This is a genomic window from Novosphingobium sp. Sphag1I (assembly GCF_056279125.1).
Genome location: NZ_JBWBQS010000004.1, coordinates 53,224 through 76,760, shown reverse-complemented (window position 1 = coordinate 76,760; position 23,537 = coordinate 53,224). Strand labels below are relative to the sequence as shown.

Annotated in this window: 17 protein-coding genes and 1 riboswitch; of the genes, 8 read left to right on the top strand and 9 right to left on the bottom strand. The window is 61.2% G+C overall.

The window, feature by feature from the left end; translation table 11 throughout:
• Positions 1 to 27: 27 nt before the first annotated feature.
• A complete protein-coding gene (locus ACZ9HU_RS05485) occupies positions 28 to 1,071 on the bottom strand; it encodes a hypothetical protein (protein ID WP_476103220.1) in 1,044 nt (347 codons plus the stop codon).
• A gap of 83 nt (positions 1,072 to 1,154) precedes the next feature.
• On the bottom strand, positions 1,155 to 1,991 hold the full coding sequence (locus tag ACZ9HU_RS05480) for a PhzF family phenazine biosynthesis protein (protein ID WP_476103218.1): 837 nt from the start codon (positions 1,989 to 1,991) through the stop codon (positions 1,155 to 1,157).
• A gap of 85 nt (positions 1,992 to 2,076) precedes the next feature.
• On the opposite strand from ACZ9HU_RS05480, the gene ACZ9HU_RS05475 reads away from it, so the two are divergent.
• A complete protein-coding gene (locus tag ACZ9HU_RS05475) occupies positions 2,077 to 2,829 on the top strand; it encodes an SDR family oxidoreductase (RefSeq protein ID WP_476103215.1) in 753 nt (250 codons plus the stop codon).
• A 79-nt stretch (positions 2,830 to 2,908) separates the two neighbouring features.
• Positions 2,909 to 4,120 (top strand): argininosuccinate synthase, encoded by a 1,212-nt coding sequence (locus tag ACZ9HU_RS05470; protein WP_476103213.1) that lies wholly within the window; start codon positions 2,909 to 2,911, stop codon positions 4,118 to 4,120.
• Between the two features lie 121 nt (positions 4,121 to 4,241).
• On the opposite strand, the gene ACZ9HU_RS05465 is transcribed toward ACZ9HU_RS05470, so the two are convergent.
• The 7 genes from ACZ9HU_RS05465 to ACZ9HU_RS05435 all read right to left on the bottom strand — a co-directional run bounded on the left by ACZ9HU_RS05465 (position 4,242) and on the right by ACZ9HU_RS05435 (position 13,817).
• A complete protein-coding gene (locus ACZ9HU_RS05465; protein WP_476103211.1) occupies positions 4,242 to 4,943 on the bottom strand; it encodes a hypothetical protein in 702 nt (233 codons plus the stop codon).
• A 101-nt stretch (positions 4,944 to 5,044) separates the two neighbouring features.
• Complete coding sequence (gene uvrA / locus ACZ9HU_RS05460; RefSeq protein ID WP_476103208.1) at positions 5,045 to 7,954, bottom strand: excinuclease ABC subunit UvrA; 2,910 nt, start codon at positions 7,952 to 7,954, stop codon at positions 5,045 to 5,047.
• Between the two features lie 72 nt (positions 7,955 to 8,026).
• Positions 8,027 to 9,322: a DUF3857 domain-containing protein gene (locus ACZ9HU_RS05455; RefSeq protein WP_476103205.1), complete on the bottom strand. Its 1,296-nt coding sequence runs from the start codon at positions 9,320 to 9,322 to the stop codon at positions 8,027 to 8,029.
• A 79-nt stretch (positions 9,323 to 9,401) separates the two neighbouring features.
• Positions 9,402 to 10,157 (bottom strand): ABC transporter ATP-binding protein, encoded by a 756-nt coding sequence (locus tag ACZ9HU_RS05450; protein ID WP_476103673.1) that lies wholly within the window; start codon positions 10,155 to 10,157, stop codon positions 9,402 to 9,404.
• On the bottom strand, positions 10,154 to 11,131 hold the full coding sequence (locus tag ACZ9HU_RS05445; protein WP_476103203.1) for a FecCD family ABC transporter permease: 978 nt from the start codon (positions 11,129 to 11,131) through the stop codon (positions 10,154 to 10,156). The genes ACZ9HU_RS05450 and ACZ9HU_RS05445 overlap by 4 nt, the downstream gene beginning before the upstream one ends.
• Positions 11,128 to 11,967 (bottom strand): ABC transporter substrate-binding protein, encoded by an 840-nt coding sequence (locus ACZ9HU_RS05440; protein WP_476103201.1) that lies wholly within the window; start codon positions 11,965 to 11,967, stop codon positions 11,128 to 11,130. The genes ACZ9HU_RS05445 and ACZ9HU_RS05440 overlap by 4 nt, the downstream gene beginning before the upstream one ends.
• Before the next feature lie 2 nt (positions 11,968 to 11,969).
• Positions 11,970 to 13,817 carry a TonB-dependent receptor plug domain-containing protein gene (locus ACZ9HU_RS05435; RefSeq protein WP_476103199.1) on the bottom strand — a complete coding sequence of 616 codons (1,848 nt, stop codon included), beginning with the start codon at positions 13,815 to 13,817 and terminating at the stop codon, positions 11,970 to 11,972.
• 114 nt (positions 13,818 to 13,931) lie between these two features.
• Positions 13,932 to 14,146, bottom strand: a riboswitch (cobalamin riboswitch).
• Between the two features lie 221 nt (positions 14,147 to 14,367).
• Here ACZ9HU_RS05435 and ACZ9HU_RS05430 point away from each other — a divergent pair.
• The 6 genes from ACZ9HU_RS05430 (at position 14,368) to ACZ9HU_RS05405 (ending at position 23,532) form a co-directional block, all read left to right on the top strand.
• Positions 14,368 to 15,618 (top strand): cell wall hydrolase, encoded by a 1,251-nt coding sequence (locus ACZ9HU_RS05430; RefSeq protein ID WP_476103197.1) that lies wholly within the window; start codon positions 14,368 to 14,370, stop codon positions 15,616 to 15,618.
• Positions 15,619 to 15,822: 204 nt separating this feature from the next.
• A complete protein-coding gene (locus tag ACZ9HU_RS05425) occupies positions 15,823 to 16,158 on the top strand; it encodes a hypothetical protein (RefSeq protein ID WP_476103195.1) in 336 nt (111 codons plus the stop codon).
• Between the two features lie 151 nt (positions 16,159 to 16,309).
• Positions 16,310 to 18,274, top strand: a complete 1,965-nt coding sequence (locus ACZ9HU_RS05420; protein ID WP_476103192.1) for a putative bifunctional diguanylate cyclase/phosphodiesterase — start codon at positions 16,310 to 16,312, stop codon at positions 18,272 to 18,274.
• A gap of 304 nt (positions 18,275 to 18,578) precedes the next feature.
• The gene (mdh, locus tag ACZ9HU_RS05415) at positions 18,579 to 19,541 is read left to right on the top strand and encodes a malate dehydrogenase (protein ID WP_476103190.1); all 963 of its coding nucleotides are present in this window, start codon (positions 18,579 to 18,581) and stop codon (positions 19,539 to 19,541) included.
• Between the two features lie 76 nt (positions 19,542 to 19,617).
• The gene (gene sucD, locus ACZ9HU_RS05410; RefSeq protein ID WP_476103188.1) at positions 19,618 to 20,508 is read left to right on the top strand and encodes a succinate--CoA ligase subunit alpha; all 891 of its coding nucleotides are present in this window, start codon (positions 19,618 to 19,620) and stop codon (positions 20,506 to 20,508) included.
• Positions 20,509 to 20,679: 171 nt separating this feature from the next.
• Positions 20,680 to 23,532 (top strand): 2-oxoglutarate dehydrogenase E1 component, encoded by a 2,853-nt coding sequence (locus ACZ9HU_RS05405; protein WP_476103185.1) that lies wholly within the window; start codon positions 20,680 to 20,682, stop codon positions 23,530 to 23,532.
• Positions 23,533 to 23,537: the final 5 nt, after the last annotated feature.

Here is a 23,537-nt window from a genome sequence, read left to right as displayed (position 1 = left end):
GCACTGACGGATAAAAAGCCGGCGTTCTCAGTTGGACGAATAACAGGATGACAGGCGGAACAGGGTCTGGACAGTGGCGCCGTTGACATAGCGCACCCGATAGAGATTGGCCGCCCCCAAGGCCCCCGTCACCGCCACGTTCAGATCAACCACAATATTGGCCACAACCGATCCCGTCGCCACGACTTGCCACGTCGTCCCGGTGTCCAGCGATTGTTCGATGTAGAGCGTCCCGGCCTGATCGGCAAAAGCCCGCGCCTTGAACCGTGAGACATAGGGCAAGGAGGTGGTCGCCCGCGACGTGCCCGTAAACGTGGCCGATGCGGCCAGAACCGTCGAGCTGTCGGTATAGCCCAAGGTGTTCACGACATAGCCGATCTGCGCGCTGCCGGTGGCCAGCACGACATTGCCCACTTGCTCGGCCAACATACGGCTGCGCTTGGGCGTGGCGGTGATCGTGACGGTGCCGCTGCCGTAGGTCGAAACGCGGGCGCGGACATAGGTCGTTGCCGCCGCGAAATTATAGATCCCGACCGCTGTGGCGGTCGTTGCCGAACCTGCGTTCGTGTTGCTGGCCGTATTGACGGGCAACAGGACCCAGTTGGTGTTGTCATTGGATTGTTCAAACGTGACCGTATTGCCGCTGCCCACGCTGGAAATCTGGAAACTGCCCCCGTTGTAACCGGCCATATTCAAGGCAACGACGGTGGTGGCGCTGGTCACGCTGGCCGTGACAAGGGCGCCGTCCACCACGCCGTCGGAATTGATGCTGATGGCGCTCTGATCGCTGGCCAAAACAACCGGCAGGCTGTTGGCGGCGGTCTTCTGGCCGATGCTGGCCGGGAATTTGCCCAAAAGGCGTTTGAACAGGGCAATCAGGCTGGCCGTGCCCGTATCCGATGCCGCCGCCGCATCAGCCATCGCGCCCAGAGACACCATCGCCCCATCGCCATGGGTTACAGGCAAAGGGGCGCTGGCCGAAACAGTGGCGGCGGTGTTATCCGCATTGGCAAAGGCAAGTGCCTGAGCCGGGGTATAGTTGGCGGGATAGATGATCTTGGGATTGGGCATGGTAAACTCCGTCAGTCAGCAGAAGGATGACGGATGAAATAACCAAATAGGTTTATGTAGGAAAGAAATCTATCCTATGACGTTTAGATATTCAGCTCCCCGCCCATGCTGACACCATGAACGCGCCCGCCGATCCACACGCCTTCGTCATCGCGCGAAACATAGACCCGACCATCCGCCCCCGTTTTGCGCCCCTGAGCCGCAACATAAGGCCCCTGCGCCAGACCAGCCTCGTAAAGATAGAGCGCCGCCCCGGCATTCAGGCTGCCCGTCACCGGATCTTCGGCCAGCACACCGCCTGCCTTGGTAAAGAAACCCCTGATTTCCCAATCGATCCCGTCCTGATCCGACGGCGCGACAAGCCCCAGATCAACCAGACCCGACACCGCAATATCCGGCTCCACCGCCAAGACCGCCTCGGCATTGGCAAGGCGCAGCAATTGCCACGGCGGCCCATTGTCAACGTGCACAGCGTCCAGAACATCCTGCTCCGCCAAGCGCAATTGGGCGACGGCGGCGGCGCGTTCTTCAACTGACAAAGGCCCCGACCGGCGTAAAGGCGGCGCGCGGAACGCCAATTTGTCCTCCGCCACGCGGACCGGCACAAGGCCAACGCCGCATTCCTGCATGATATTTTTCGCCTTTGGCCGCCCACCGGCCGCCATCCACGCATAGGCCGTGCCCAATGTAGGGTGCCCCGCAAATGGCAGTTCAACCGTGGGCGTAAAAATCCGCACGCGATAGTCGGCGTCATCATGGTCGGGTGCCAGCAAAAATGTCGTTTCGGAAAATCCGATCCAGCGGGCCATCGACTGCATCGCGGCGTCGGTCATGCCATCGGCGCCATGCACCACCGCCAAGGGATTGCCCGAAAGCGCCCCGTTCACAAACACATCGACCAGATCCATCCGCATCGTCATTTCCTTTCAGAAAGATAGCATAGCGGCAATTCCCCTCCCCTCAAGCCACCTTCCCTCCTGCGGCGCTTTGTGCTTGATGGGATGCATGACCCGGCCCACCTTGCTTATCACCGGCGGCGCGAAACGTATCGGCGCGCGCATTGCCCATCGTTTTGGCGCCGCAGGATGGCACGTGGTGATCCATTACGGCCAAAGCCGCGAGGATGCTGAGGCGCTGGCCGCCAAATTGCCCAGTGCGGAATGCGTTGGATGCGATCTGAACGATCCTGATGCGGCGGTGGCGATGGTGCATTCTTTGGCTTCGCGCCTGACGGACTGGCGCATTCTGGTCAATTCGGCGGCGGTGTTCCGTTATGATGATGCCCGCGCGATTGCCCCTGATGTCTTTGCCGAAGCCATGACCGTCAACGCCCAGACCCCCACACGCATGGCGCAGGCCTTTCTGGCCCATGCCCGTGCGCAGGCCGGGCGTCGGGTGATCGCCATAACGGACATGAAACTGGCTAATCCCAACCCTGATTTCTTCAGCTATACGATGGCGAAGCACGCCCTGTCCTCGACCGTTCGCATGTTGGCCATGGGCGCGGCGGCGGCCAATGACCGGGTTTATGCCATCGCGCCGGGCGCCATGCTGCCCAGTTTCGACCAGAAACCGCAGGAGCATGAGACATCGGGCCGTATGAACCTGCTGGAACGCCTGACCGATCCGGCCGAGATTGCCGATGCCGCGCTTTTCCTCGCCGATGGCTGGCTGGCCAGTGGCGAAACGCTGTTTGTTGATTCCGGCCAGCACCTGTTATCGCAACCCAGAGACGTTCTCTATCTCGCGCGGGGGTGAATGGCCCCCAAACCCTTGCCCCATGGTCACGGCCCTGCTAGGCGCGGCGCAATTTCCTCTCTCTCATGCGGAGCGCCCCATGTCAGACATCAAGCGCGTCGTTCTCGCCTATTCGGGCGGGCTTGACACCTCGGTCATCCTCAAGTGGCTGCAAGTCACCTATAATTGCGAAGTGGTGACCTTCACCGCCGATCTGGGTCAGGGCGAAGAACTGGCCCCGGCCCGCGCCAAGGCCGAGCTGATGGGCGTAAAGCCCGAACATATCTACATCGACGACCTGCGCGAAGAATTCGTGCGCGATTTCGTCTTCCCGATGATGCGTGCCAATGCTCGCTATGAGGGCGACTATCTGCTGGGCACGTCGATCGCGCGTCCGCTGATTTCCAAACGCCTGATTGAAATCGCCCGCGAAACCGGCGCTGACGCCGTCTCGCATGGCGCCACCGGCAAGGGCAACGACCAGGTTCGTTTCGAACTGTCGGCCTATGCTCTGGAGCCGGGCATCAAGGTTATCGCCCCGTGGCGCGAATGGGACCTGACCAGCCGCACCGCTCTTATCAAGTGGGCCGAAGAACACCAGATCCCCGTCCCCAAGGACAAGCGCGGCGAAAGCCCCTTCTCGACCGACGCCAACCTCCTTCACACCTCGTCGGAAGGCAAGGTTCTGGAAGATCCGTGGCAGGAAACCCCCGATTACGTCTATTCGCGCACGGTTAACCCCGAGGACGCGCCCGACGCCCCCGAATATATCGAGATCGAATTCGAAAAGGGCGACGGCGTTGCCCTGAACGGCGAAGCCATGTCGCCTGCCAAGCTGCTGGCGGCGCTCAACGATCTGGGCCGCAAGCATGGCATCGGCCGCCTCGATCTGGTCGAAAACCGCTTCGTCGGCATGAAGTCTCGCGGCATGTATGAAACGCCCGGCGGCGAAATCTATGCCCGCGCGCATCGCGGCATTGAATCGATCTCGCTGGATCGCGGCGCGGCGCATCTCAAGGATGAGATCATGCCCAAGTATGCCGAACTGATCTACAACGGCTTCTGGTTCAGCCCCGAGCGCGAAATGCTCCAGGCCGCCATCGACCATAGCCAAGCCAAGGTTTCCGGCACGGTGCGGCTGAAGCTCTATAAGGGCGGCGCCTATGTCGTGGGCCGCAAGTCGCCCTACTCGCTATACAGCGAACGCCATGTGACCTTCGAGGATGACGCGGGCGCCTATGACCAGAAGGACGCCGCCGGCTTCATCAAGCTGAACGCGCTGCGTCTGAAGCTGCTGGCGAACCAGAAGTAAGGTTTGCGGGTTTCGTGAATAAAGGATGCCGGGGGCCGCGAGGTCTCCGGCATTTTTTTGATTTTAGAAGGTAGGTGCCTCCGGCGGGCAAAGGGCGGGGGCCCTTTGCAATCCCATAAATTTAAATTGTTTCTGCCGAGATGAAGCCACCTTCTGCATCATTCGGGTGGGATAATCCAAGCGACTTGGCCGTTTCACGTCCATCTGGCAAATATGCCATCAATACCGCTAGATCATCGACGCGGTATGCCCAGCTTAGCTGTTGACCAAAAACAATAAAATCCAACGCTTGAATGGCGACACCCTGAACCTGATCTGCATGCTGAACGGTCAGATAAAAATTTAGAACGGGGTTTCGCGCTCTGATAGAATTGGCGAACATCTTCAAATGCGGCAGCCCGGCACCTAGCTTATTGGCCTCAAAAATCGCACAGCCGAATGCCTTTGCGAAATAGAGATGTAAATTAACCCAACCGTCTCGCCGCATGTCTCCAAAAGCGCGAGATAGCATCAAGCTAAAATCATGCCCCCAAACATTAGAGAAGCTTTGCGCACGCTTAAGAAAAACCTCCCAAGCCCTATCGTAAGGCTGAGTGAGGGTATCATTACAGCGGCTGCAAAGAGACTTGCTCCACTTCAGTTTGATGTCGTTCGAACCCTGTAATTTAATCTTCTTAGTACGATGCTGGTCAAATGCATCCCGCTGATATAAGAAAATCGGCTTCGCTGGATTTTTTCCAAAAATAGACCTCAAGTCGGAAGCCTTCGCCTTATGCTCCCGACTGTCAGCCTCTCTTTCTTCACAAATCCAGCACTTCTGCACCAACAGATTACCCCTCTAAAACCCCCTCCAATTCAAAGCCCAATTTTCAGGATCGCAAAGGGCCGAGGCCCTTTGCCCGCCGGAGGCAAACCCTCCTTCCCCTACTTCAACAAAGACTTCAAATACCCCCCGGTAAAGCTCGCCGGATTAGCCGCCACCTGCTCCGGCGTACCCTCGGCCACAACCATGCCGCCGCGCACGCCGCCCTCCGGCCCCATGTCGATGATCCAGTCGGCGGTCTTGATAACATCGAGATTATGCTCGATCACCACCACCGAATTGCCCTGATCGACCAGCCGGTGCAGCACTTCGAGTAGTTTGCGCACGTCCTCGAAATGCAGTCCTGTGGTCGGTTCATCCAGCACATAGAGCGTTTTGCCCGTCGAACGCCGCGCCAGTTCCTTGGCCAGTTTGACGCGCTGCGCCTCGCCGCCCGACAGGGTCGTGGCCTGCTGGCCGACCTTGACATAGCCAAGCCCAACCTCGTTGAGCATATGCATCCGGTCGCGGATCGGCGGCACATTGGCAAAGAAACTCTCGGCATCCTCAATGGTCATATCCAACACATCGGCGATGGAATGCCCCTTGAACTTCACCTCCAAAGTCTCGCGATTATAACGCTTTCCGCCACATTCCTCGCAGGTCACATAGACATCAGGCAAGAAGTGCATCTCGATCTTGATCAGCCCATCGCCCTGACAGGCCTCGCACCGGCCGCCCTTGACGTTGAACGAAAACCGCCCCGCCTTATACCCCCGCGCCTGCGCCTCGGGCAGGCCCGCAAACCAGTCACGGATTTGCCCAAAGGCCCCGGTATAGGTCGCAGGATTGGACCGCGGCGTGCGACCGATAGGTGACTGATCGATCTCAATCACCTTGTCGCAATGCTCAAGGCCCACGATCCGGTCATGCGCCCCGGCAATCACCCGCGCCCCGTTCAGCACACGGCTCGCCCCGGCCTGCAACGTGTCCAGCGTCAGCGTCGATTTACCAGACCCAGAAACCCCAGTCACACAGCAAAACGTCCCCAAGGGAAAACGCGCCGTCACGCCCTTCAGGTTATTCGCCCGCGCATTTTCAACGACAATCGCCTTGCCATTGCCCGCACGTCGCTCCGCAGGCACCTCGATCCGCCGCTCTCCGGTCAGATACTGGCCCGTGATGCTGTCGGGATTGGCCAGAATATCCTCCAGCGTCCCCTCGGCCACGATGCTGCCGCCATGAACGCCCGCGCCCGGCCCCAGATCGACGATGTAATCTGCCGTACGGATCGCATCCTCGTCATGCTCAACCACTATCACGGTATTACCCAAATCGCGCAGACGTTTCAGCGTCTCGAGCAAGCGGTCATTATCGCGCTGGTGCAAACCAATCGAGGGTTCATCCAGCACATAAAGCACGCCCGACAGGCCCGACCCGATCTGGCTTGCCAACCTGATCCGCTGACTTTCCCCGCCGGAAAGCGTGCCGCTGGTCCGGTCCAAATTCAGATAATCCAGACCGACATTGTTCAGGAAACCAAGCCTTTCGTTGATTTCCTTCAGGATCGCCTTGGCAATCTGGCGCTGCTGATCGGTCAGCTTTTCATCCAGCGTCGAAAACCACGCCAGCGCATCGGCCACCGAAAGTCGTGTCGCGCTGGAAATATCGCTCTGCGCCACTTTGACGCACAGCGCCTCTGGCTTCAACCTTTTGCCCTCGCACACTTCGCAAGGCTGAGACGTCTGGAACTTGCCCAGTTCCTCCTTCATCCACGCGCTCTCGGTCTGCAACATCCGGCGGTTAAGATTGCCGATCACACCCTCAAACGGCTTGGTGACCGTATAGGCCTTCTTGCCGTCGATAAAGGTCAGCGGCACCTGCGTCTTGCCCGTGCCATACAGCACGACAATCTTCACCTCGGTCGGGAGATCGGCCCAGGGCGTTTCCAGACTGAACCCGTAATGCCCGCCCAGCGAGGCCAGCACCTGCATGTAATAGGGCGAAGGCGGGTTCGATTTGGCCCATGGCACCACCGCCCCTTCCTTGATGCTCAGCGCCTCATTCGGCACGACCAATTGCGGATCGAACAGCAATTTTTCGCCCAGACCGTCACAGGCCGGGCATGCCCCCTGCGGCGCGTTGAACGAAAACAGGCGCGGTTCAACCGCCTCCAGCGTAAAGCCGGAAACCGGGCAGGCGAATTTTTCGGAAAACACGATGCGGTTGGCGGGCACCCCGGCCCCCTTCAACTGCGCGCCCTTCTTCTTCGAACCCTGCGCAACTTCACCCTCGCGCCCCGGCACCACGCCATCGGCCAGGTCAACAAAAGCCAGCCCATCGGCCAGTTTCAACGCCTGCTCAAACGAATCCGCCAGACGCGATTCAATGCCCGGCTTCACCGCGATACGGTCGACGACGACCTCGATGTCATGCTTCAACTTCTTGTCGAGCGCCGGCACATCCTCGATCGCCATCAATTCGCCATCGACGCGCAGGCGGGTATAGCCCGCCTTCTGCCACTCGGCGATTTCCTTGCGATATTCGCCCTTGCGCCCGCGCACCGCCGGGGCCAGCAGATAGGCGCGCGTCCCCTCGGGCAAGGCCATCACCCGGTCCACCATTTGCGACACGGTCTGCGCGGCAATCGGCAATCCCGTGGCGGGCGAATAAGGCACCCCCACACGCGCCCAGAGCAGGCGCATATAGTCGTAAATCTCGGTCACCGTCGCCACGGTTGAACGTGGATTGCGGCTCGTCGTCTTCTGCTCGATGGAGATGGCAGGCGACAGCCCGTCAATATGCTCGACATCGGGCTTTTGCATCATTTCAAGGAATTGGCGCGCATAGGCCGACAGACTCTCGACATAGCGCCGCTGCCCCTCGGCATAGATCGTGTCGAAGGCCAAGGACGATTTCCCCGAACCCGACAGGCCGGTGATGACGATCAGACTGTCCCTCGGCAGAGAGATGTCGATGCCTTTGAGGTTATGCTCGCGCGCGCCGCGCACCGTGATATGGGTCAGACTCATAGGGATGCGGTGTTCCAGATTTGTTCGCGGGATGCAAGATACAATCCCCGCTAGGCAAAGCCGGAGCGCCGATCAAGTTCCCTTACGGACGCGTGTCTCGGCTCTGGCGCTGCGCGCGCCGCCCACCGCCTCCAACCCCGCGCCGATCCGCAACGGCAAGGCCCAGCCGTATCGCGGCACCGGCATCGCGGCCAAATCAATCGCGCCATCCTTGGCCGCCATCTCCGCCGTCGGGTCCAACCAATAAATCCGCCCGGCCAGTTGCGCCCGCACGATCACATGATCAAACCCGGTCACACTGGGCAAACGGCGGTCCATCGCCTCGCCCTCCTGCGTGGACACCAGCGCCGCCTCGGCCTTGATGCCCAATCCATCCAGCAGGCCCAGCAACAGCGCCGTCTTGCCCTTGCAATCGGCAAAGCCGCGCAGCCACACCTGATCGGCGGGCATGGGTTTCAAATTGCCCTGCCCCAAACCGACATAGAGATAGCGCACATCGCGCCGCGCAATCGTCAAGGCCATCGCCGCCTGTGCCATGGGGTCGCTGGTGGCGGCGCGAATATCGGCGATCTGGCCGCGCAGGGGGGAATCCGGCCCCACGCGCCGCGCCGCATCGAACAAAGGCGTCATCACCCCCGCCACATCGGCCCATTGCGCAAAATCGGACAGTTCCAGAACCCGCGCCGCCTTGCTCTCGGCCAAAGCGTCGGTGATCATCGCCACCTTGCCCGGTGCGCGCTGCAAGGCTGCGGGCAAATTGCTGGCCAAAACGCCCATCGGATGCGCATCATCCCACCGCGCAGCCAGCGCAAGGCGATCGATCACCCCAAAACTGCCCGCGTCCAGCGACACTTCATGATGGCCGCCCAGCAAGGGCTCCGTCCGGTCGATGGTCCATGCGATCTCGACCACATCGCCCACCGCCATGCCCGCAATCGGCAGGCCGAGCGAACGTTGCCCATCCACCCGCAATCCCCCCAGATTGCTGCCTTTATGCGCCAGCACCTCTTGAACCGAGGGCAGCAGGTCATTGCTGCGATTGCCCCGCGTCAGGCGAAAGGTGTGGATGGTCAAACGGTCGGTTTCCGGTCGCCATTGCACCGACAGGCGCGCCATGCCCTGAATGCCTTCGGGCTGATCGATGCGCAGGACGCGGCGTTGGTAAAAGCTGGTCGTGCCGCCATGGAACCACACCTGTTGATCCTGCATCACCATATGCAGGGGGGCTGCCCCTGCTGGCTGTACCGAGGAGGGCATGGCGACGGGCACCACCCACGCGGGCGCAACATCGGCATGCGGCAATTCATCCGCCGATGCGGGCGATACCAGCAAAGCCGTCAGCGCGAGAAAAGGCAATCCCTTGATCATGGCGCACAGACAAACCCATTCGCCGCGCCAAGTCCACTCGGTTAACCCGCCTTTTGCGCCGCCGTTCCCATTTGGCACATCACAGCGCGAGCGCCCATGCCCCCGCCTGGCCCAGCCAGCGCGCCTTGACGTCCCAGACCTGTTCAATGATTTCAACGCGCAACGCGTCTTGCGGCGGACCATCGGCCACGATGCGCCCCTTATCCATCACCACCACCCGATCCGCATGGTTCATCGCCATGGCCAGATCGTGCAGCACAAGACAGACCCCGACGCCCCGCGCCGCCTGTTCGCGCAAACCCGTCAACAAGCGCAAGGCATGGCCCAGATCAAGACTGGCCAAAGGTTCGTCCGCCAAAATCCAGCGCGGCTCTCCGGCCAGAACCCGCGCCAGCAAGGCCCGCGCCCTTTCGCCCCCGGACAGGCGCGACATCGGGCGAGAGGCCAGATGATCCAGATCCATCGTCGCCAAAGCCCGCGTCACCGCATCGCGATCTTCATCCACCGTTCCATGCGCCCGGTGCAAGGGGGCTGCCTGCCAAGGCAAACGACCCAGTTCCACCAGCGTCTGCACCGTCACATCCCACGCCGCCTCACCCCCTTGCGGCAAATAACCGAGCAGTCGCGCCCGTTCACGCGGCGGCATGTCGGGCAAATCGCGCCCATCCAATGCCACACGCCCGGCAACCGACAGAACGCAGGCCATGGCCGACAGCAGGCTGGATTTGCCCGCGCCATTGGGGCCGCATATCGCCGTCACCTGTCCCGCGGCCAAATCCAGCGACACATCCGCCAACCGCCCGGCCAGAGAGAGATTTTGCGCGCCCAGCATCATCGCCATCCCCCGTCCCGCATCCGCCAAAGCAGCGCCATAAAGAAAGGCGCGCCCAGCAAAGACAGCGCAATCCCCAACCGCAATTCCCCCCCCGCCAAGGGCAAGATTCGACAAACACTGTCGCCCACCAAAAGCAGCAAAGCCCCGCCCAGCGCCGACGGCACGATCAGCGAGGATGGCCGCCGGTCGGTAAATGGGCGCAACAAATGCGGCACGACAAGGCCCACAAAACCGATGATCCCGGCCACCGCCACGCTGCCCCCCACCGTGCAGCCTACGCCAAGGATCAGCAGGGCCTGCAACCGGCGCGGATCGACGCCGAGCGAACGCGCCGCCGCCTCGCCCAATGTCAGCGCATCGAGCGAACGGCCCGCCAGCATAAAGGCCGCGATGCCGACAACCATCAAAGGCGCCGCCACCCAAACATCATTCCACGACCGATCCGCCAGCGCCCCCATCAGCCAAGTCACAATTTCCGACAGGGCAAAGGGCGATGGCGACAGGCTGATGGCAAGGCTCATCAACGCACCCGACAGGCTGGCGATCATCGTGCCCGCCAGCGTAAAGAGCGCCACGCCGCCCTGCCCCCGTCCCGCGATCAGGCCCAGCAAACCCATCGCCCCGCCCGCCCCGATCAAGGCAAACAACGGCAAGGCCCAAGGCCCCATCATCAGCCCAAAAGACCCCAACCAGATGCTGAGCACCGCACCAAGCGCCGCACTGGGCGCAATGCCGAACAGGCCCGGATCAGCCAAAGGATTGCGCAAATAGGCCTGCATCGCCGCCCCGGCCGCGCCAAGCCCGCCGCCCACCAGCACCGCCAAAAGGCTGCGCGGCAGGCGCAATTGCATCAGAATCAGCCCCGCGCCCGGCACATCGGCATGGAACGGATCAATCCACACCCGCCCGGCCAGCAGGCTGGCCCCAAAGGCAAGGACCAGGGCCGAGATCAGCGTCCCATTCAACCGCGTCACTTCATCGCCCCCTTGCGGATTTGCGCCAGTCGTTGCGCGGCGCGGATGATGGTCGGGCCGCCGCAATATTCAAGGCTGGCGTCGAAATCGAAACGCTGCATCCCCGGCAATTGCGCCAGAACAGGATGGCGCACCACGCGCCGCCCTTCGCGCCCGCCGTCGGCATCGCCATGCCCCACGACCAGAAGCACACGGGGCGGGTCCGCCACCATTTGCTCCAGCGGCAGATATTGCGATTGGCCCATGCCCCGTATCGCGGCAAAGGGGGTGAATCCGGTGCGGCGCAAAAGGTCCGACACCAATGTCTCGCGCCCCACGACCAATCCCCCGCCATGCCAGATCAGCGCGGGCACAGGCTTGAAACCATCGGGGGCCGAGGCATCGCGCAAAGATTGCTCGATCCGCGCGATCATGGCCTCCCCCCTTTCGGAATGGCCCAAGAGGGCGGCCATGCGGCGGATTTGCGCCTCGCTGTCCTCGACATTGGCGGCCATGGAAAATTCTTCGAGCCGCAGCCCCATCCTTGCATAGGCGGCGCGGGTGGCGGGCGGCGTAAAATTGCCCGACACGATCATGGATGGCCTTGCCGCCACCACCTCCTCCAACGCCCCGCGGGTCGAAGGATAGCGCGCCGCCGCCGCCACATCCATCGAGCTTTGCAAAGGATCGTGGCTATAGGAGGACAGCGCGCCGATCTGATCCCTGTCTGCCAGTTCGACCAGCAGAACATCGGTACAGGGATTAAGGCTGATAATGCGCGAAGGCTGGCCCCCGGAACCGGCCGGGGCGCAGGCGCCCAGTGCCAGAACCGAAAGAAGGGCCAGCCCCCGCAACATGATTACAGCTTTGCCCGGATGCCCGCCGATGCGGTGCGGCCATAGGAATTGTAATCCTTGACCACGGCATAGCGTTCATTGGTCAGGTTTTCGATGCGGCCAAAGATTTCCGCATGATCGCCCACCGGCATGCTGGCGCGCAGGCCGAACAGGGCATAGCCGGCAAGGCGGTTGCTGTTGGCGGCATTGTCAAAGCTGGACGATACGACGCGAATGTCACCGCCCACGGCCAGACCGGCCAGAGGCGTTTTCCAATCCGCCGACCATGTGACCATGTGGCGCGGACGACGGGCCAGATCCTTGCCATAGGCCGTGCTGCCTGCGGTCTGGTTCGTGCTCTTCACGAAAGTATAGGCCGCGCGCAATTGCAACGCATCGACCGGGCGCAGGCCCGTTTCGAACTCCAGCCCTTCGGCGCGGGTGCGGCCAAGGTTGGCATAGGTCGAGGTCGAAAGATCATAGTCGATCTGATTGTTGATATTGCGGTGGAACCACGTGACGGCGCCATACAGCTTGCCATTGCGGTCGCCCTTTTCCAGCCCGATGTCATAGGATTTGCTGGTTTCGGCCTTGAGCGTCGTGTTGCCCGAATAGGGATCGAACAACTGATACAGGGTCGGGGCGCGGAACCCTTCGCCATAGGAAGCGCGCAGGCGCACGTCCGAGATCAAATTGTACGTCCCGTTCGCGCCAAAACTGGTGTGAGTGCCAAAGGTCGAATGGCTGTCCACGCGCAGGCCGCCCGACAGGCTCAGCCCAAACGCACGCCAGCCCAGCAGGCCATAGCCGCTGGCGATATTGGCATCATTCACCGCGCCCGGCGTGAAATAATACGAACGCGCGTGGTTCCACATCGCCTCGCCGCCCAGATCGGCGGAAAAGAAATAGGGCAGATCGACATGCGCCGCGCCATCGATGCGCGTGCTGCGGCCCAGATAGGAACTGTATTCGCTGCTCTGAACCGTGGGGTCGATATAACCGCGACGCAGCGAGGACTGGCTGATGCCCAGACGCGCCGTATACTTGTCCGCCGCATATTCCAGACCGACGCGGCCCGACACCTGCTCGCTCGACTGCTTTTCGCCGCGGTTCACATAACCCAGCGTCCAGTCATAGGAATCGATCCCCACCTTGCCATCGGCATATCGCGCCGTGGCGACAAGGTTCAGCCCCTGCGCCAGACGCAGGCGGGCGCGGGTCGACAGGCGGGTCTGGCGGAAACCGTTGGAAAGCGTGTCGGTGACGCGGGTGGGAATGCCGTCAGTGCTGAAATAGCCGCCATTGACGGTGATTGCATAGGCGTCCTTGGCAATGCCCAGCGTGGCCCCCGCGTCAAACGTGTTGTTCGTGCCGCCATCAAGGCTGAGTTCCACGCCGTTCAATTCGCGGCTGGTGATGGCGATGACGCCGCCGATGGCGTTGCTGCCCCACACCACGCTGTTCGATCCGCGCAGCAATTCGATGCGACCGATGCCGCCAGAGGTCAGGCTGGCAAAATCATAGCCGCCCGAAGGGGCCGCCGTATCTTCAACCTTGACGCCGTCAATCATCACCAGCGTCTGTTCGGAATTGGCGCCGCGCACGAACAGGCTGGTCGTCGCCCCCATGCCGCCCGCACGCGCAATCGACACGCCCGGCAGGCGCGAGAAAATGCGGGTCAGGTCCGGCCCCTGAATGGATTGAATTTCGGACAGGTCGACGACGCTGACCGACTGGCCCGTTTCATTGACCGGCTGGCTCTGGCCGGTGGCAAGAACGGTGATCGCATCACCATCATCGGCGGCCAGCGCAGGCGTGGACAAGGCAAGCGCCACCAACGACGATGCCACGGCGAAATTACGGATATTCATAGCTCTTCCCCTCACGAAGGCAGATGCCGTTCGTGGCGGGAGAGGCCGTCCCACGCACCCCTTGCGCATGGAAAACAGACGGCATCGCGCTGCATCCGGTCCTCCCCGCCCGGCGCTGAACGACAACCAACGGCAGGTCTCCTGGCTATCCGGGGTCAACGCGCATCTGCCGCCTTCCCAGGCCATTTGGCCCAGTGGCATGTGACAGTACGCTCGCCCGGAAACAGTTGCGGGGGCAGCTTTGCCTCACTTGCCGCGCGGGCGCGACAGGCATGCAAATTCCCTTTTCAGCCGATCTTGCGAAAGGCACCGTTGGCGTTGGCCGCCGCCCTAGCCCCGCATGGCCATATACGCAAGGGCCGACAAAAGTGGGCCTACTGATGGAAAAGGAAGTTAATATTAACCCTGAACGGCGGCTCGAAATTAAGGCGTTAAGGATTAGTGGGCCCAACAGTGCCGCAATGAGACGGCAGGAAATCGGCTGATGCAAGCCGGGCCAATGTATGTTTTGCCATGCTGACCCGCCCCTGCAACAGGCCGAGATGTCAGGATGAACAAGTTTCGTGTCGCTCTTGCGCCCAATGCCAGCCAGTCCATGCCCGCATATGATATGCGGACGTCCGATGATGCTGCGCGCCTGCGCCGGGGCGGCGGGATGAAGATCAACGCCTTGCGCAATGCCGAAATGCGCCGCGCCGCGATGCATCGGGTTCTGGCCGTGGTCTGCGCACTGTTGGCTATGCTGGCGGTTCAGGCCTATCGCGGACAAGGCACCGGCGCGATGGCCTTGGCCGCAACCACCACACATGAAGAAGCAGACCCTGTCGATGGACAGGCCAGCCTTGCCCCCATGCCCTTTGAACAACCAGGCGACAGTTGGCCGGGTGCTGCCTATTACTATGTCAGCCGCGAAGCCGAGCCACAGGCCCCGACGACCGGCTGGCGATCGGCGCTGGCGACGATTGCGCCGGGACTGCATTGGGATGGCGACAATGCGGCGCAGGGCGAGGATGAAGCGCCCCTGCCCGGTTCCGGCCCTGCGGCGCGGGCGCTGTCGGGTCTGGCCAATGCGGTGGATCGGGAACGCGCGCTGTCATGCCTGACGGCGGCGATCTATTACGAAGCCGCCAGCGAACCCGATGACGGACAGCGCGCCGTGGCGCAGGTCGTGCTGAACCGCATGGCCCACCCCGCCTATCCCAAATCGGTGTGCGGCGTGGTGTTTCAGGGTTCCGAGCGCGCCACCGGGTGTCAGTTCACCTTTACCTGTGACGGCGCATTGATGCGCAAACCCAGCCGCTATTTCTGGAGCCGTGCCGAAACCGTCGCACGGGCGGCCCTTGGCGGCTATGTCTATGCCCCGGTTGGCCTTGCCACGCATTACCACACTTTTGCCGTCCACCCCTATTGGGCCGACAGTCTGAACTTTATCGGCCAGATCGGCGCGCACCGTTTTTACCGGATGCATGGTCCGGCAGGCGATTCCGGCGCATTCCGTTTTGTTCACGCGATGAGCGAACCCTTGCCCGTGCCGCATCAGCGCGTCGCCATTGCAAATCGCGAATTGGTCGATGATCCCATCGCCATCGAGCGGGCCTATGCCGCCAAAATGGGTCAGACTTTGAACCCCGCGCCGCGTGCAGCGGCAGTTGCCACGCCTGCTCTTGCCGCACCGCAATATACCGCCGAGGCGTTACGCCATGGCGGCGAAGCGGCCTATCGTGCCAATAACTTGCCCGGCAGCGATAATGTGCGCCCTGAATATCAAAATAGTGGCCGCTGGATCAGCGACCCTCAGTAAACCACAAGATATCGCCAAAACCCCGCCCCGACGCGCCCTTGCAAAAGCGGCGCATCGGGGCGTTTTAACGTTCATCGATCCATGATGGGGGTAAATTCGGTTAACCGATCACAAGCATTTGATAACCAAGGCGACATACGAAGGCTTAGGCCGAATGTGGCATTACGATCCAACGTATTAGAGAAAATCGAGGAATTTTTGAGCATGTCGATCCGATTTGCAGCGGCAGGAACTGGCGAATGCGGCGCGGTTGCGCGCGTGCTGCGCCGCCCCCGTCTGCGTGCTCCCGCCAATGATCATGACAATCCGGTCGAAAACGACGTTCTGCTCAATTCCGCATTGCAACACTTTGCCCGCCACGGCCTTGGCGCGGCCGAACGCGCGCGCGACATTGCGCTGCGCGCCTTCTTTGACGGCAACCGCGAACAATATCGCCACTGGCTGGGCGTGTGCCGCAAACTGGACCGCCAGATGGCAAGCCGGTTGTCCGTTGTGCATCGCGCCGCTGTCGAACCTGTAGAGCAGTCCGGGCCGGAGTAGGCCCGGATCTTGAGGGCATTATTGGGGCGCAATTTTTTGTATAAATGCGACAAAAATTGCACGAAACATTCGGCCGTTAACCATTCCGTGACGTGTCCTCCCTAATCTGCCCTCAACCAACGGGAGTTGTGCGATCCGTCCTTTATTCGACATGATGCGGGTTTTGTTCAAAACCAACGCTGCTGATGACCGGGCAAGAGCGATTCTGATCAAGACGCTCTACACTCAGCCCGCATCGCTGGCGTTGGGGGCAATCTGCGGCATTTTGTCGAGCGCGGCGGCAGCCCATGACTCCCAAGATCACAATATCACGATTGCGGCATGGGTGCTTTCAACCATCGCCGTTGCCCGCGTGGCCAGCGCCACACTGTTGCCCAAATGGTTTTCGCACAAGCCGCGCCTGCTTGAAATCATTTATGAAATTGGCGCATTCACCTACTCCAGTTCAGCAGGCATGATTGCAGCGTTAAGCTTTGCCTCGGATGTTCCGGGGCCGGTTTGCACGCTGCTTGTGGCCAATGCGACGGGTTATGGCGCGGGCATTGCCGCGCGTAATGCAGGGCGGCCATTTATCGCGATCGGGCAATTGTCGCTGGCCATTTTCCCGATGATCATTGCCGCGGCCATGCAATCGGACCTGTCGAGCCGCCTGCTTGCCTTTAACCTTTTCCTTGTTTTGCCCGCGATGATGTCGATCACGCTTAATGTGTTTCGTATGTTGCGCGATTCGATTGCCAGCGCCGAAACCAGCCAGCGTCTTGCCGAAAAGATGCAGCATCTGGCGCGCACCGATATTGTCACAGGCCTGTTGAACCGCGCGGGCCTTAATCACCATCTGGTCGAACGCCTTGTCGCGATCCCTGAAGGCAATAAGCTGGCGATCCTGTGGCTCGACCTCGACCGGTTCAAGGAAATCAACGATACGCTGGGCCATCAGGTCGGCGACCGCTGCCTGGTCGAAGTGGCCGCCCGCCTGCGCCGCAGCGCGCCGGTTGGCGCGGGCATCGGCCGCTTTGGCGGCGACGAATTCATCATAGCCTTTGAGGCCGAACAGGATACCGATGTTAAGGCGATTGCCGACACGATCCTGACCGACATCCTGCGCCCGTTGCGGATTGACGATGACCGGCTGGAAATCGGCTGCTCCATCGGGATTGCCATCCTGCCCGAACATGGCACCGATCTGGAGGCCGTGCTTCAGGGCGCGGACCTTGCGCTGAACCACGCCAAGCTGAATGGCCGCAAACAGATTGTCAGCTTCAACCCATCGATGACCCGCGATCTTATCCGCCGCAAGGAAATCGAGGCGGAGTTGCGTCTGGCGCTGCAACGCGACGAATTGTCGGTGCATTTTCAGCCGCTGGTCGATCTGGAAACCGGGCGCATTCGGGCGTTCGAAGCGCTGGTCCGCTGGTTCCATCCGGAAAAGGGCGAATTGCGTCCCGACGAATTCATCCCCGTGGCCGAGGAAAGCGGCGCCATCATCACGCTGGGCAACTGGATCACGGCCAAGGCCGCGCGGGTTGCCGCCGAATGGCCCGATGATGTGACGCTGGCGGTCAACCTTTCCCCGCTCCAGATCCGCGCCCCGGGCGCTGCCCTTGGCATCCTGAACGCGCTGCGTGAGGCAAAGCTGCCGCCGCACCGGCTGGAATTGGAAATCACCGAAACCACGTTGCTGGATCACAGCCCCAACACTTCGGCGTTCATCAATGAACTGGCCGGGGCGGGCGTGCGTTTTGCACTGGACGATTTCGGGACCGGCTATTCGTCCCTCGGCTATCTTGATCGCTACCCCTTCAAAAAGATCAAGATCGACCGCAGCTTTATCTCCGGCCTGAGCGCTGGAACGACCAGCCATGCGATCATCTGCGCCGTGGCCGCCATGGGCAAGACGCTGGGCATGGAAATTGTGGCCGAGGGTCTGGAGACTCTGGAACAGGTACAGGCCGTGCGCGACACCGGCTGTACACTGGGCCAGGGGTGGTATTTCAGCCGGGCCGTGCCCGACTATCTGGCCGCCATGCTGTTGGCACAGGAAGCCCGCCGGGTCGGCAAAGCACAGCTTACCGCCGACTCACATGGCGGCTCAAACGACGACCGCATGCGCGCCTAAGCGCCGCCCGTTGGGCAATTGGTTTCGTATGCTGCACCAATAAGGAACCGCAAGAGCCAAAAACAATCCATATAGGATATTAGCGTAAGGCCTTATGCTACTGCGAATTACTCGCACAAACTCTTTCGTCTTATATGCTTTTCACACCTTGCAATGCGGCAAAGACAGGAATAGGGCCACCCCCAATTCGGTTTAGGGCCACTTGCGCGCTTGCGGGACTGCGTATGATGGTCGGTGAAACACTCGCTATCCTGCGGCCATGTCCGGTCAAGGGGAAGCCCCGCAAGTACGGAAGGATTGCTTCATGGCTCGCAAGAAGATTGCCCTGATCGGCGCCGGCAACATCGGCGGCACGCTCGCTCATCTGGCAGCGCAGAAGGAACTGGGCGACATCGTCCTGTTCGACGTTGTCGAGGGCGTTCCTCAGGGCAAGGCTCTTGACCTGTCGCAGTGCGGCCCGGTCGAAGGCTTTGACGCCAAGATCACTGGTACGAATGATTATGCCGATCTGGCCGGCGCCGACGTGGTGATCGTCACCGCGGGCGTTCCGCGCAAGCCCGGCATGAGCCGCGACGACCTGCTCGGCATCAACCTGAAGGTGATGAAGGCTGTTGGCGAAGGCATCAAGAACAACTGCCCCGACGCTTTCGTGATCTGCATCACCAACCCGCTCGACGCGATGGTTTGGGCTCTTCGCGAATTCTCAGGGCTCCCCGCGAACAAGGTTGTCGGCATGGCCGGCGTTCTGGACTCGGCTCGTTTCACCACGTTCCTGGCCTGGGAATTTGGCGTTTCGGTGCGCGACGTGAACACCTTCGTTCTGGGCGGCCACGGCGACACGATGGTGCCGGTGGTTCAGTACTCGACCGTCAACGGCATCCCCGTTCCCGACCTGATCAAGATGGGCCTGTCGACGCAGGAAAAGATCGACGCCATCGTCGCCCGCACCCGTTCGGGCGGCGGCGAAATCGTCGGCCTGCTCAAGACCGGTTCGGCCTTCTATGCTCCGGCCGCCTCGGCCATTGCCATGGCTGAAGCCTACCTCAACGACCAGAAGCGCATCCTGCCTTCGGCCGCCTATGTGAACGGCGAATATGGCGTGAACGACCTGTATGTGGGCGTCCCTGTCATGATCGGCGCCGGCGGCGTTGAAAAGGTCATCGAGATCGAACTGGACGAAGAAGCTCAGGCCAACCTCAACGTTTCGGTTGAAGCGGTGAAGGAACTGCTGGTGGCTTGTAAGGGTATCGATCCCTCGCTGGCCTGATCCAAATAGCTGCGGCCCCGGTAAAATGCCGGGGCCGCAATTATAAGAAGACCTCCTCCCCTTCTCGGAGAATTCCATGTCGATCCTGATTGACAAAAATACCAAGGTCATCACGCAAGGGATGACCGGCAAGACCGGCACTTTCCACACGCAGCAGGCTTTGGCCTATGGCACGCAGATGGTTGGCGGCGTCACCCCCGGCAAGGGCGGTACGATCCACGCTGAAACCAACCTGCCCATCTGGAACACCGTGGCAGAAGCCAAGGAAGTTTCGGGCGCGACCGCGTCTGTCATCTATGTTCCGCCGCCATTCGCCGCGGACTCGATCCTCGAAGCCATCGACGCTGAAATCGAGCTGATCGTTGCGATCACCGAAGGCATCCCCGTCACCGACATGATCCGCGTCAAGCGCGCCCTGTCGGGTTCGAAGTCGCGCCTGATCGGTCCGAACTGCCCCGGCGTTCTGACGCCGAACCAGTGCAAGATCGGCATCATGCCCGGTTCGATCTTCAAGGAAGGCTCGGTCGGCGTGGTTTCGCGTTCCGGCACGCTGACCTATGAAGCCGTGTTCCAGACCAGCGCCATCGGCCTTGGCCAGACGACCGCTGTCGGCATTGGCGGCGACCCGGTCAATGGCACGAACTTCATCGACGTGCTCGAACTCTTCCTGGCCGACGAAGCCACCAAGTCGATCATCATGATCGGCGAAATCGGCGGCAGCGCGGAAGAAGAAGCCGCACAGTTCCTGAAGGACGAAGCCAAGCGCGGTCGCAAGAAGCCTATGGCTGGCTTTATTGCCGGTCGTACGGCTCCTCCGGGCCGCCGCATGGGCCACGCCGGTGCGATCGTTTCGGGCGGCCAGGGCGGCGCCGAAGACAAGATCGCGGCGATGGAAGAAGCCGGTATCAAGGTTTCGGCCAGCCCCAGCCTGCTCGGCGAAACGCTCGCCGAAGCGCTGAAGGGCTGAATTTAAGTTCAATACCGGGCGTGCGCATCCATCCAGGGTTAAGCACGCCCGGTATTAGAAGACTGCAATGTGCCGGCCAATCCTCCCCAGGGCCAAAGGCTCTTTCGGAACCAGCCGCCACAATAACCCCCACCGGTGTTTGAACGCATTGGTGCGAAAATAGGTGAAGCCATGGGTAGCGAAAGCCAAGATTTTCTTTCCGACCCAGCACAGGACGGGCCGCAGCCCGGACCGAGCTGGCAGCGACGCAACTGGCCGCAGGTAGGCGGCGCAGCAGAGGACGAGCTGACCCGCGCGCTCGACCCCACTACGCTGAGGGAAGGGATCAAGGCCGCGGCGAAAAAGGCCGGCACGCCGGTCAGCGAAGCCGCCATCGAAGAAGCCGCCAGCGATACGCTGCGCGCGATCATGCTGATCCGCACCTATCGCGTGCGTGGCCATCTGGCCGCCGACCTCGATCCGCTTGGCCTGCACCATTCCGATCTGCCCGCCGATATGACGCCGGAATATTACGGCTTCACGGGCGCCGGGCTTGACCGCAAGGTTTTCCTTGGCGGCAACATGGGTCTGCAATGGGCCACGGTGCGTGAACTTGTCGCCATCCTGCGCGCAAACTATTGCGGCAAGGTTGGCCTTGAATACATGCACATCACCGATGTCGAAGAACGCCGCTTCCTGCAGGACCGCATGGAAGGCGCCGACAAGCACATCGAATTTTCCGCCGAGGGCAAGAAGGCCATTCTGGGCGCCGTGGTTCGCGGCGAGCAGTGGGAAAAGTTCTGCGGCAAGAAGTATGTCGGCACCAAGCGCTTTGGCCTTGATGGCGGCGAATCGATGATCCCTGCCCTTGAAGCCGTCATCAAGTATGGTGGCCAGCAGGGCGTGAAGGAAATCGTTTATGGCATGGCCCACCGTGGTCGCCTGAACGTCTTGGCCAACGTGATGGCCAAGCCTTACAAGGTGATCTTCCACGAATTTTCGGGCGGCACCGCCAATCCCGAAGACGTGGGCGGCTCTGGCGACGTCAAGTACCACCTTGGCACCAGCACCGACCGCGATTTCGACGGGATCAAGGTTCACATGAGCCTGATGCCGAACCCTTCGCACCTTGAAACGGTGGACCCCATCGTTCTGGGCAAGGTTCGCGCCTATCAGCAGATCCGCGACGACATCGGCACCGACATCGGGCCGGGCGCCAAGCACAAGCAGGTGCTGCCGGTTCTGATCCACGGTGACGCCGCGTTTGCGGGTCAGGGCATCGTGTGGGAATGCTTCGGCCTGTCGGGCGTGAAGGGTTACAACACCGGCGGCTGCATCCACTTCATCATCAACAACCAGATCGGCTTTACGACCAGCCCGCAGTTCTCGCGCGGCTCGCCGTATCCCTCGGACGTTGCCAAGGGCATTCAGTGCCCCGTGCTGCACGTCAATGGCGATGATCCGGAAGCGGTGACCTTCGCGTGCAAGCTCGCGATCGATTATCGCCAGACCTTTGGCCGCGACATCGTGATCGACATGTGGTGCTATCGCCGCTTTGGTCACAATGAAGGCGACGAGCCCGGTTTCACCCAGCCGCTGATGTATCAGAAGATCCGCGCGCACAAGCCCGTGTCGGAACTCTATGCTGAACGTCTGCAGCGCGAAGGCGTGATCCCGGCCGGTTTCCTTGGCGAACAGGTTGCGGCCTTTAACGCCCATCTGGAAGAACACTTCGACGCCGCCAAGACCTATAAGGCCAATCAGGCCGACTGGTTCGGCGGCCGCTGGAGCGGTTTCAACCAGCCGATGGACCCCGAAAGCGCCCGCCGCAACGTGCCCACCGGCATCGAACAAAAGCTGTTCGACAGCCTTGGCCGCACGCTGACCACGGTTCCGGGCGATCTGACGATCCACAAGACGCTGGGCCGCGTTCTGGACGCCAAGCGCGAAATGTTCAGCACGGGCGAAGGCTTTGACTGGGCGACCGCCGAAGCGCTGGCCTTTGGCTCGCTGCTTTCGGAAGGCTATTCGGTCCGCCTGTCGGGTCAGGATTGCGGTCGCGGCACGTTCAGCCACCGTCACGCCGTCTGGGTCGATCAGACCAATGAGAGCAAGTATGTTCCGCTGACCACGGTGCCGCATGGCTTCTTTGAAGTCTATGACAGCCCGCTCTCGGAATATGGCGTGCTGGGCTATGAATATGGCTATGCCAGCGCCGATCCCAAGACGCTTGTCCTGTGGGAAGGCCAGTTCGGCGACTTCGCCAATGGCGCCCAGATCGTGATCGACCAGTATATCGCTTCGTCGGAATCGAAGTGGCTGCGCGCCAATGGTCTCGTGATGCTTCTGCCTCATGGCTATGAAGGTCAGGGTCCGGAACACTCGTCGGCCCGTCTGGAACGTTATCTTCAGCTTTGCGCCGAAGACAACATGCAGGTGTGCAACATCACCAGCCCGGCCAATTACTTCCACGTTCTGCGCCGTCAGATGCATCGCAGCTTCCGCAAGCCGCTGATCATCATGAGCCCGAAGAGCCTGCTGCGTCACCCGATGGCCAAATCCAAGGCCGAGGAATTCGTGGGCGAAGGTCACTTCATGCGCATCCTGTCGGACATCAACGGTGCCGCCGACAAGGATACCCGCCGCGTGATCCTGTGCTCGGGCAAGGTGGCCTATGATCTGTTTGAGTCGCGTGACAAGAACGAGATCAAGGATACGCAGATCATCCGTATCGAACAGATTTACCCCTTCCCGGGCGAACCGCTTGCGGCACGTCTGGCCAAGATGCCCAATCTGGAAGAAGTGATCTGGTGTCAGGAAGAACCCAAGAACAACGGTTCCTGGTTCTTTGTCGAACCGCTGATCGAGGAAACGCTGGCCAACGCCAAGGCCAAGGTTTCGCGCGCTCGTTATGCGGGACGTCAGGCTTCGGCTTCGCCCGCAACGGGCAGCGCAAAGCGTCACACTCTTGAACAGGGCGCCTTGGTGGCCGATGCGCTGGGTCTTTCGGCCCGCAGCGAAATCCGCCGTCAGCAAAAGGGTTAAGCCCT

Bases quoted from the DNA above. Each gene is read 5' to 3' on its own strand.
- ACZ9HU_RS05450 (WP_476103673.1), bottom strand. From the start codon at position 10,157: ATGATGCTGGGCGCGCAAAATCTCTCTCTGGCCGGGCGGTTGGCGGAT.
- ACZ9HU_RS05405 (WP_476103185.1), top strand. From the start codon at position 20,680: ATGGGTAGCGAAAGCCAAGATTTTCTTTCCGACCCAGCACAGGACGGG.
- mdh (WP_476103190.1), top strand. From the start codon at position 18,579: ATGGCTCGCAAGAAGATTGCCCTGATCGGCGCCGGCAACATCGGCGGC.
- uvrA (WP_476103208.1), bottom strand. From the start codon at position 7,954: ATGAGTCTGACCCATATCACGGTGCGCGGCGCGCGCGAGCATAACCTC.
- ACZ9HU_RS05455 (WP_476103205.1), bottom strand. From the start codon at position 9,322: ATGATCAAGGGATTGCCTTTTCTCGCGCTGACGGCTTTGCTGGTATCG.
- ACZ9HU_RS05440 (WP_476103201.1), bottom strand. From the start codon at position 11,967: ATGTTGCGGGGGCTGGCCCTTCTTTCGGTTCTGGCACTGGGCGCCTGC.
- ACZ9HU_RS05470 (WP_476103213.1), top strand. From the start codon at position 2,909: ATGTCAGACATCAAGCGCGTCGTTCTCGCCTATTCGGGCGGGCTTGAC.
- ACZ9HU_RS05420 (WP_476103192.1), top strand. From the start codon at position 16,310: ATGATGCGGGTTTTGTTCAAAACCAACGCTGCTGATGACCGGGCAAGA.
- ACZ9HU_RS05425 (WP_476103195.1), top strand. From the start codon at position 15,823: ATGTCGATCCGATTTGCAGCGGCAGGAACTGGCGAATGCGGCGCGGTT.
- ACZ9HU_RS05485 (WP_476103220.1), bottom strand. From the start codon at position 1,071: ATGCCCAATCCCAAGATCATCTATCCCGCCAACTATACCCCGGCTCAG.
- ACZ9HU_RS05430 (WP_476103197.1), top strand. From the start codon at position 14,368: ATGAACAAGTTTCGTGTCGCTCTTGCGCCCAATGCCAGCCAGTCCATG.
- ACZ9HU_RS05475 (WP_476103215.1), top strand. From the start codon at position 2,077: ATGACCCGGCCCACCTTGCTTATCACCGGCGGCGCGAAACGTATCGGC.
- ACZ9HU_RS05435 (WP_476103199.1), bottom strand. From the start codon at position 13,817: ATGAATATCCGTAATTTCGCCGTGGCATCGTCGTTGGTGGCGCTTGCC.
- sucD (WP_476103188.1), top strand. From the start codon at position 19,618: ATGTCGATCCTGATTGACAAAAATACCAAGGTCATCACGCAAGGGATG.
- ACZ9HU_RS05480 (WP_476103218.1), bottom strand. From the start codon at position 1,991: ATGACGATGCGGATGGATCTGGTCGATGTGTTTGTGAACGGGGCGCTT.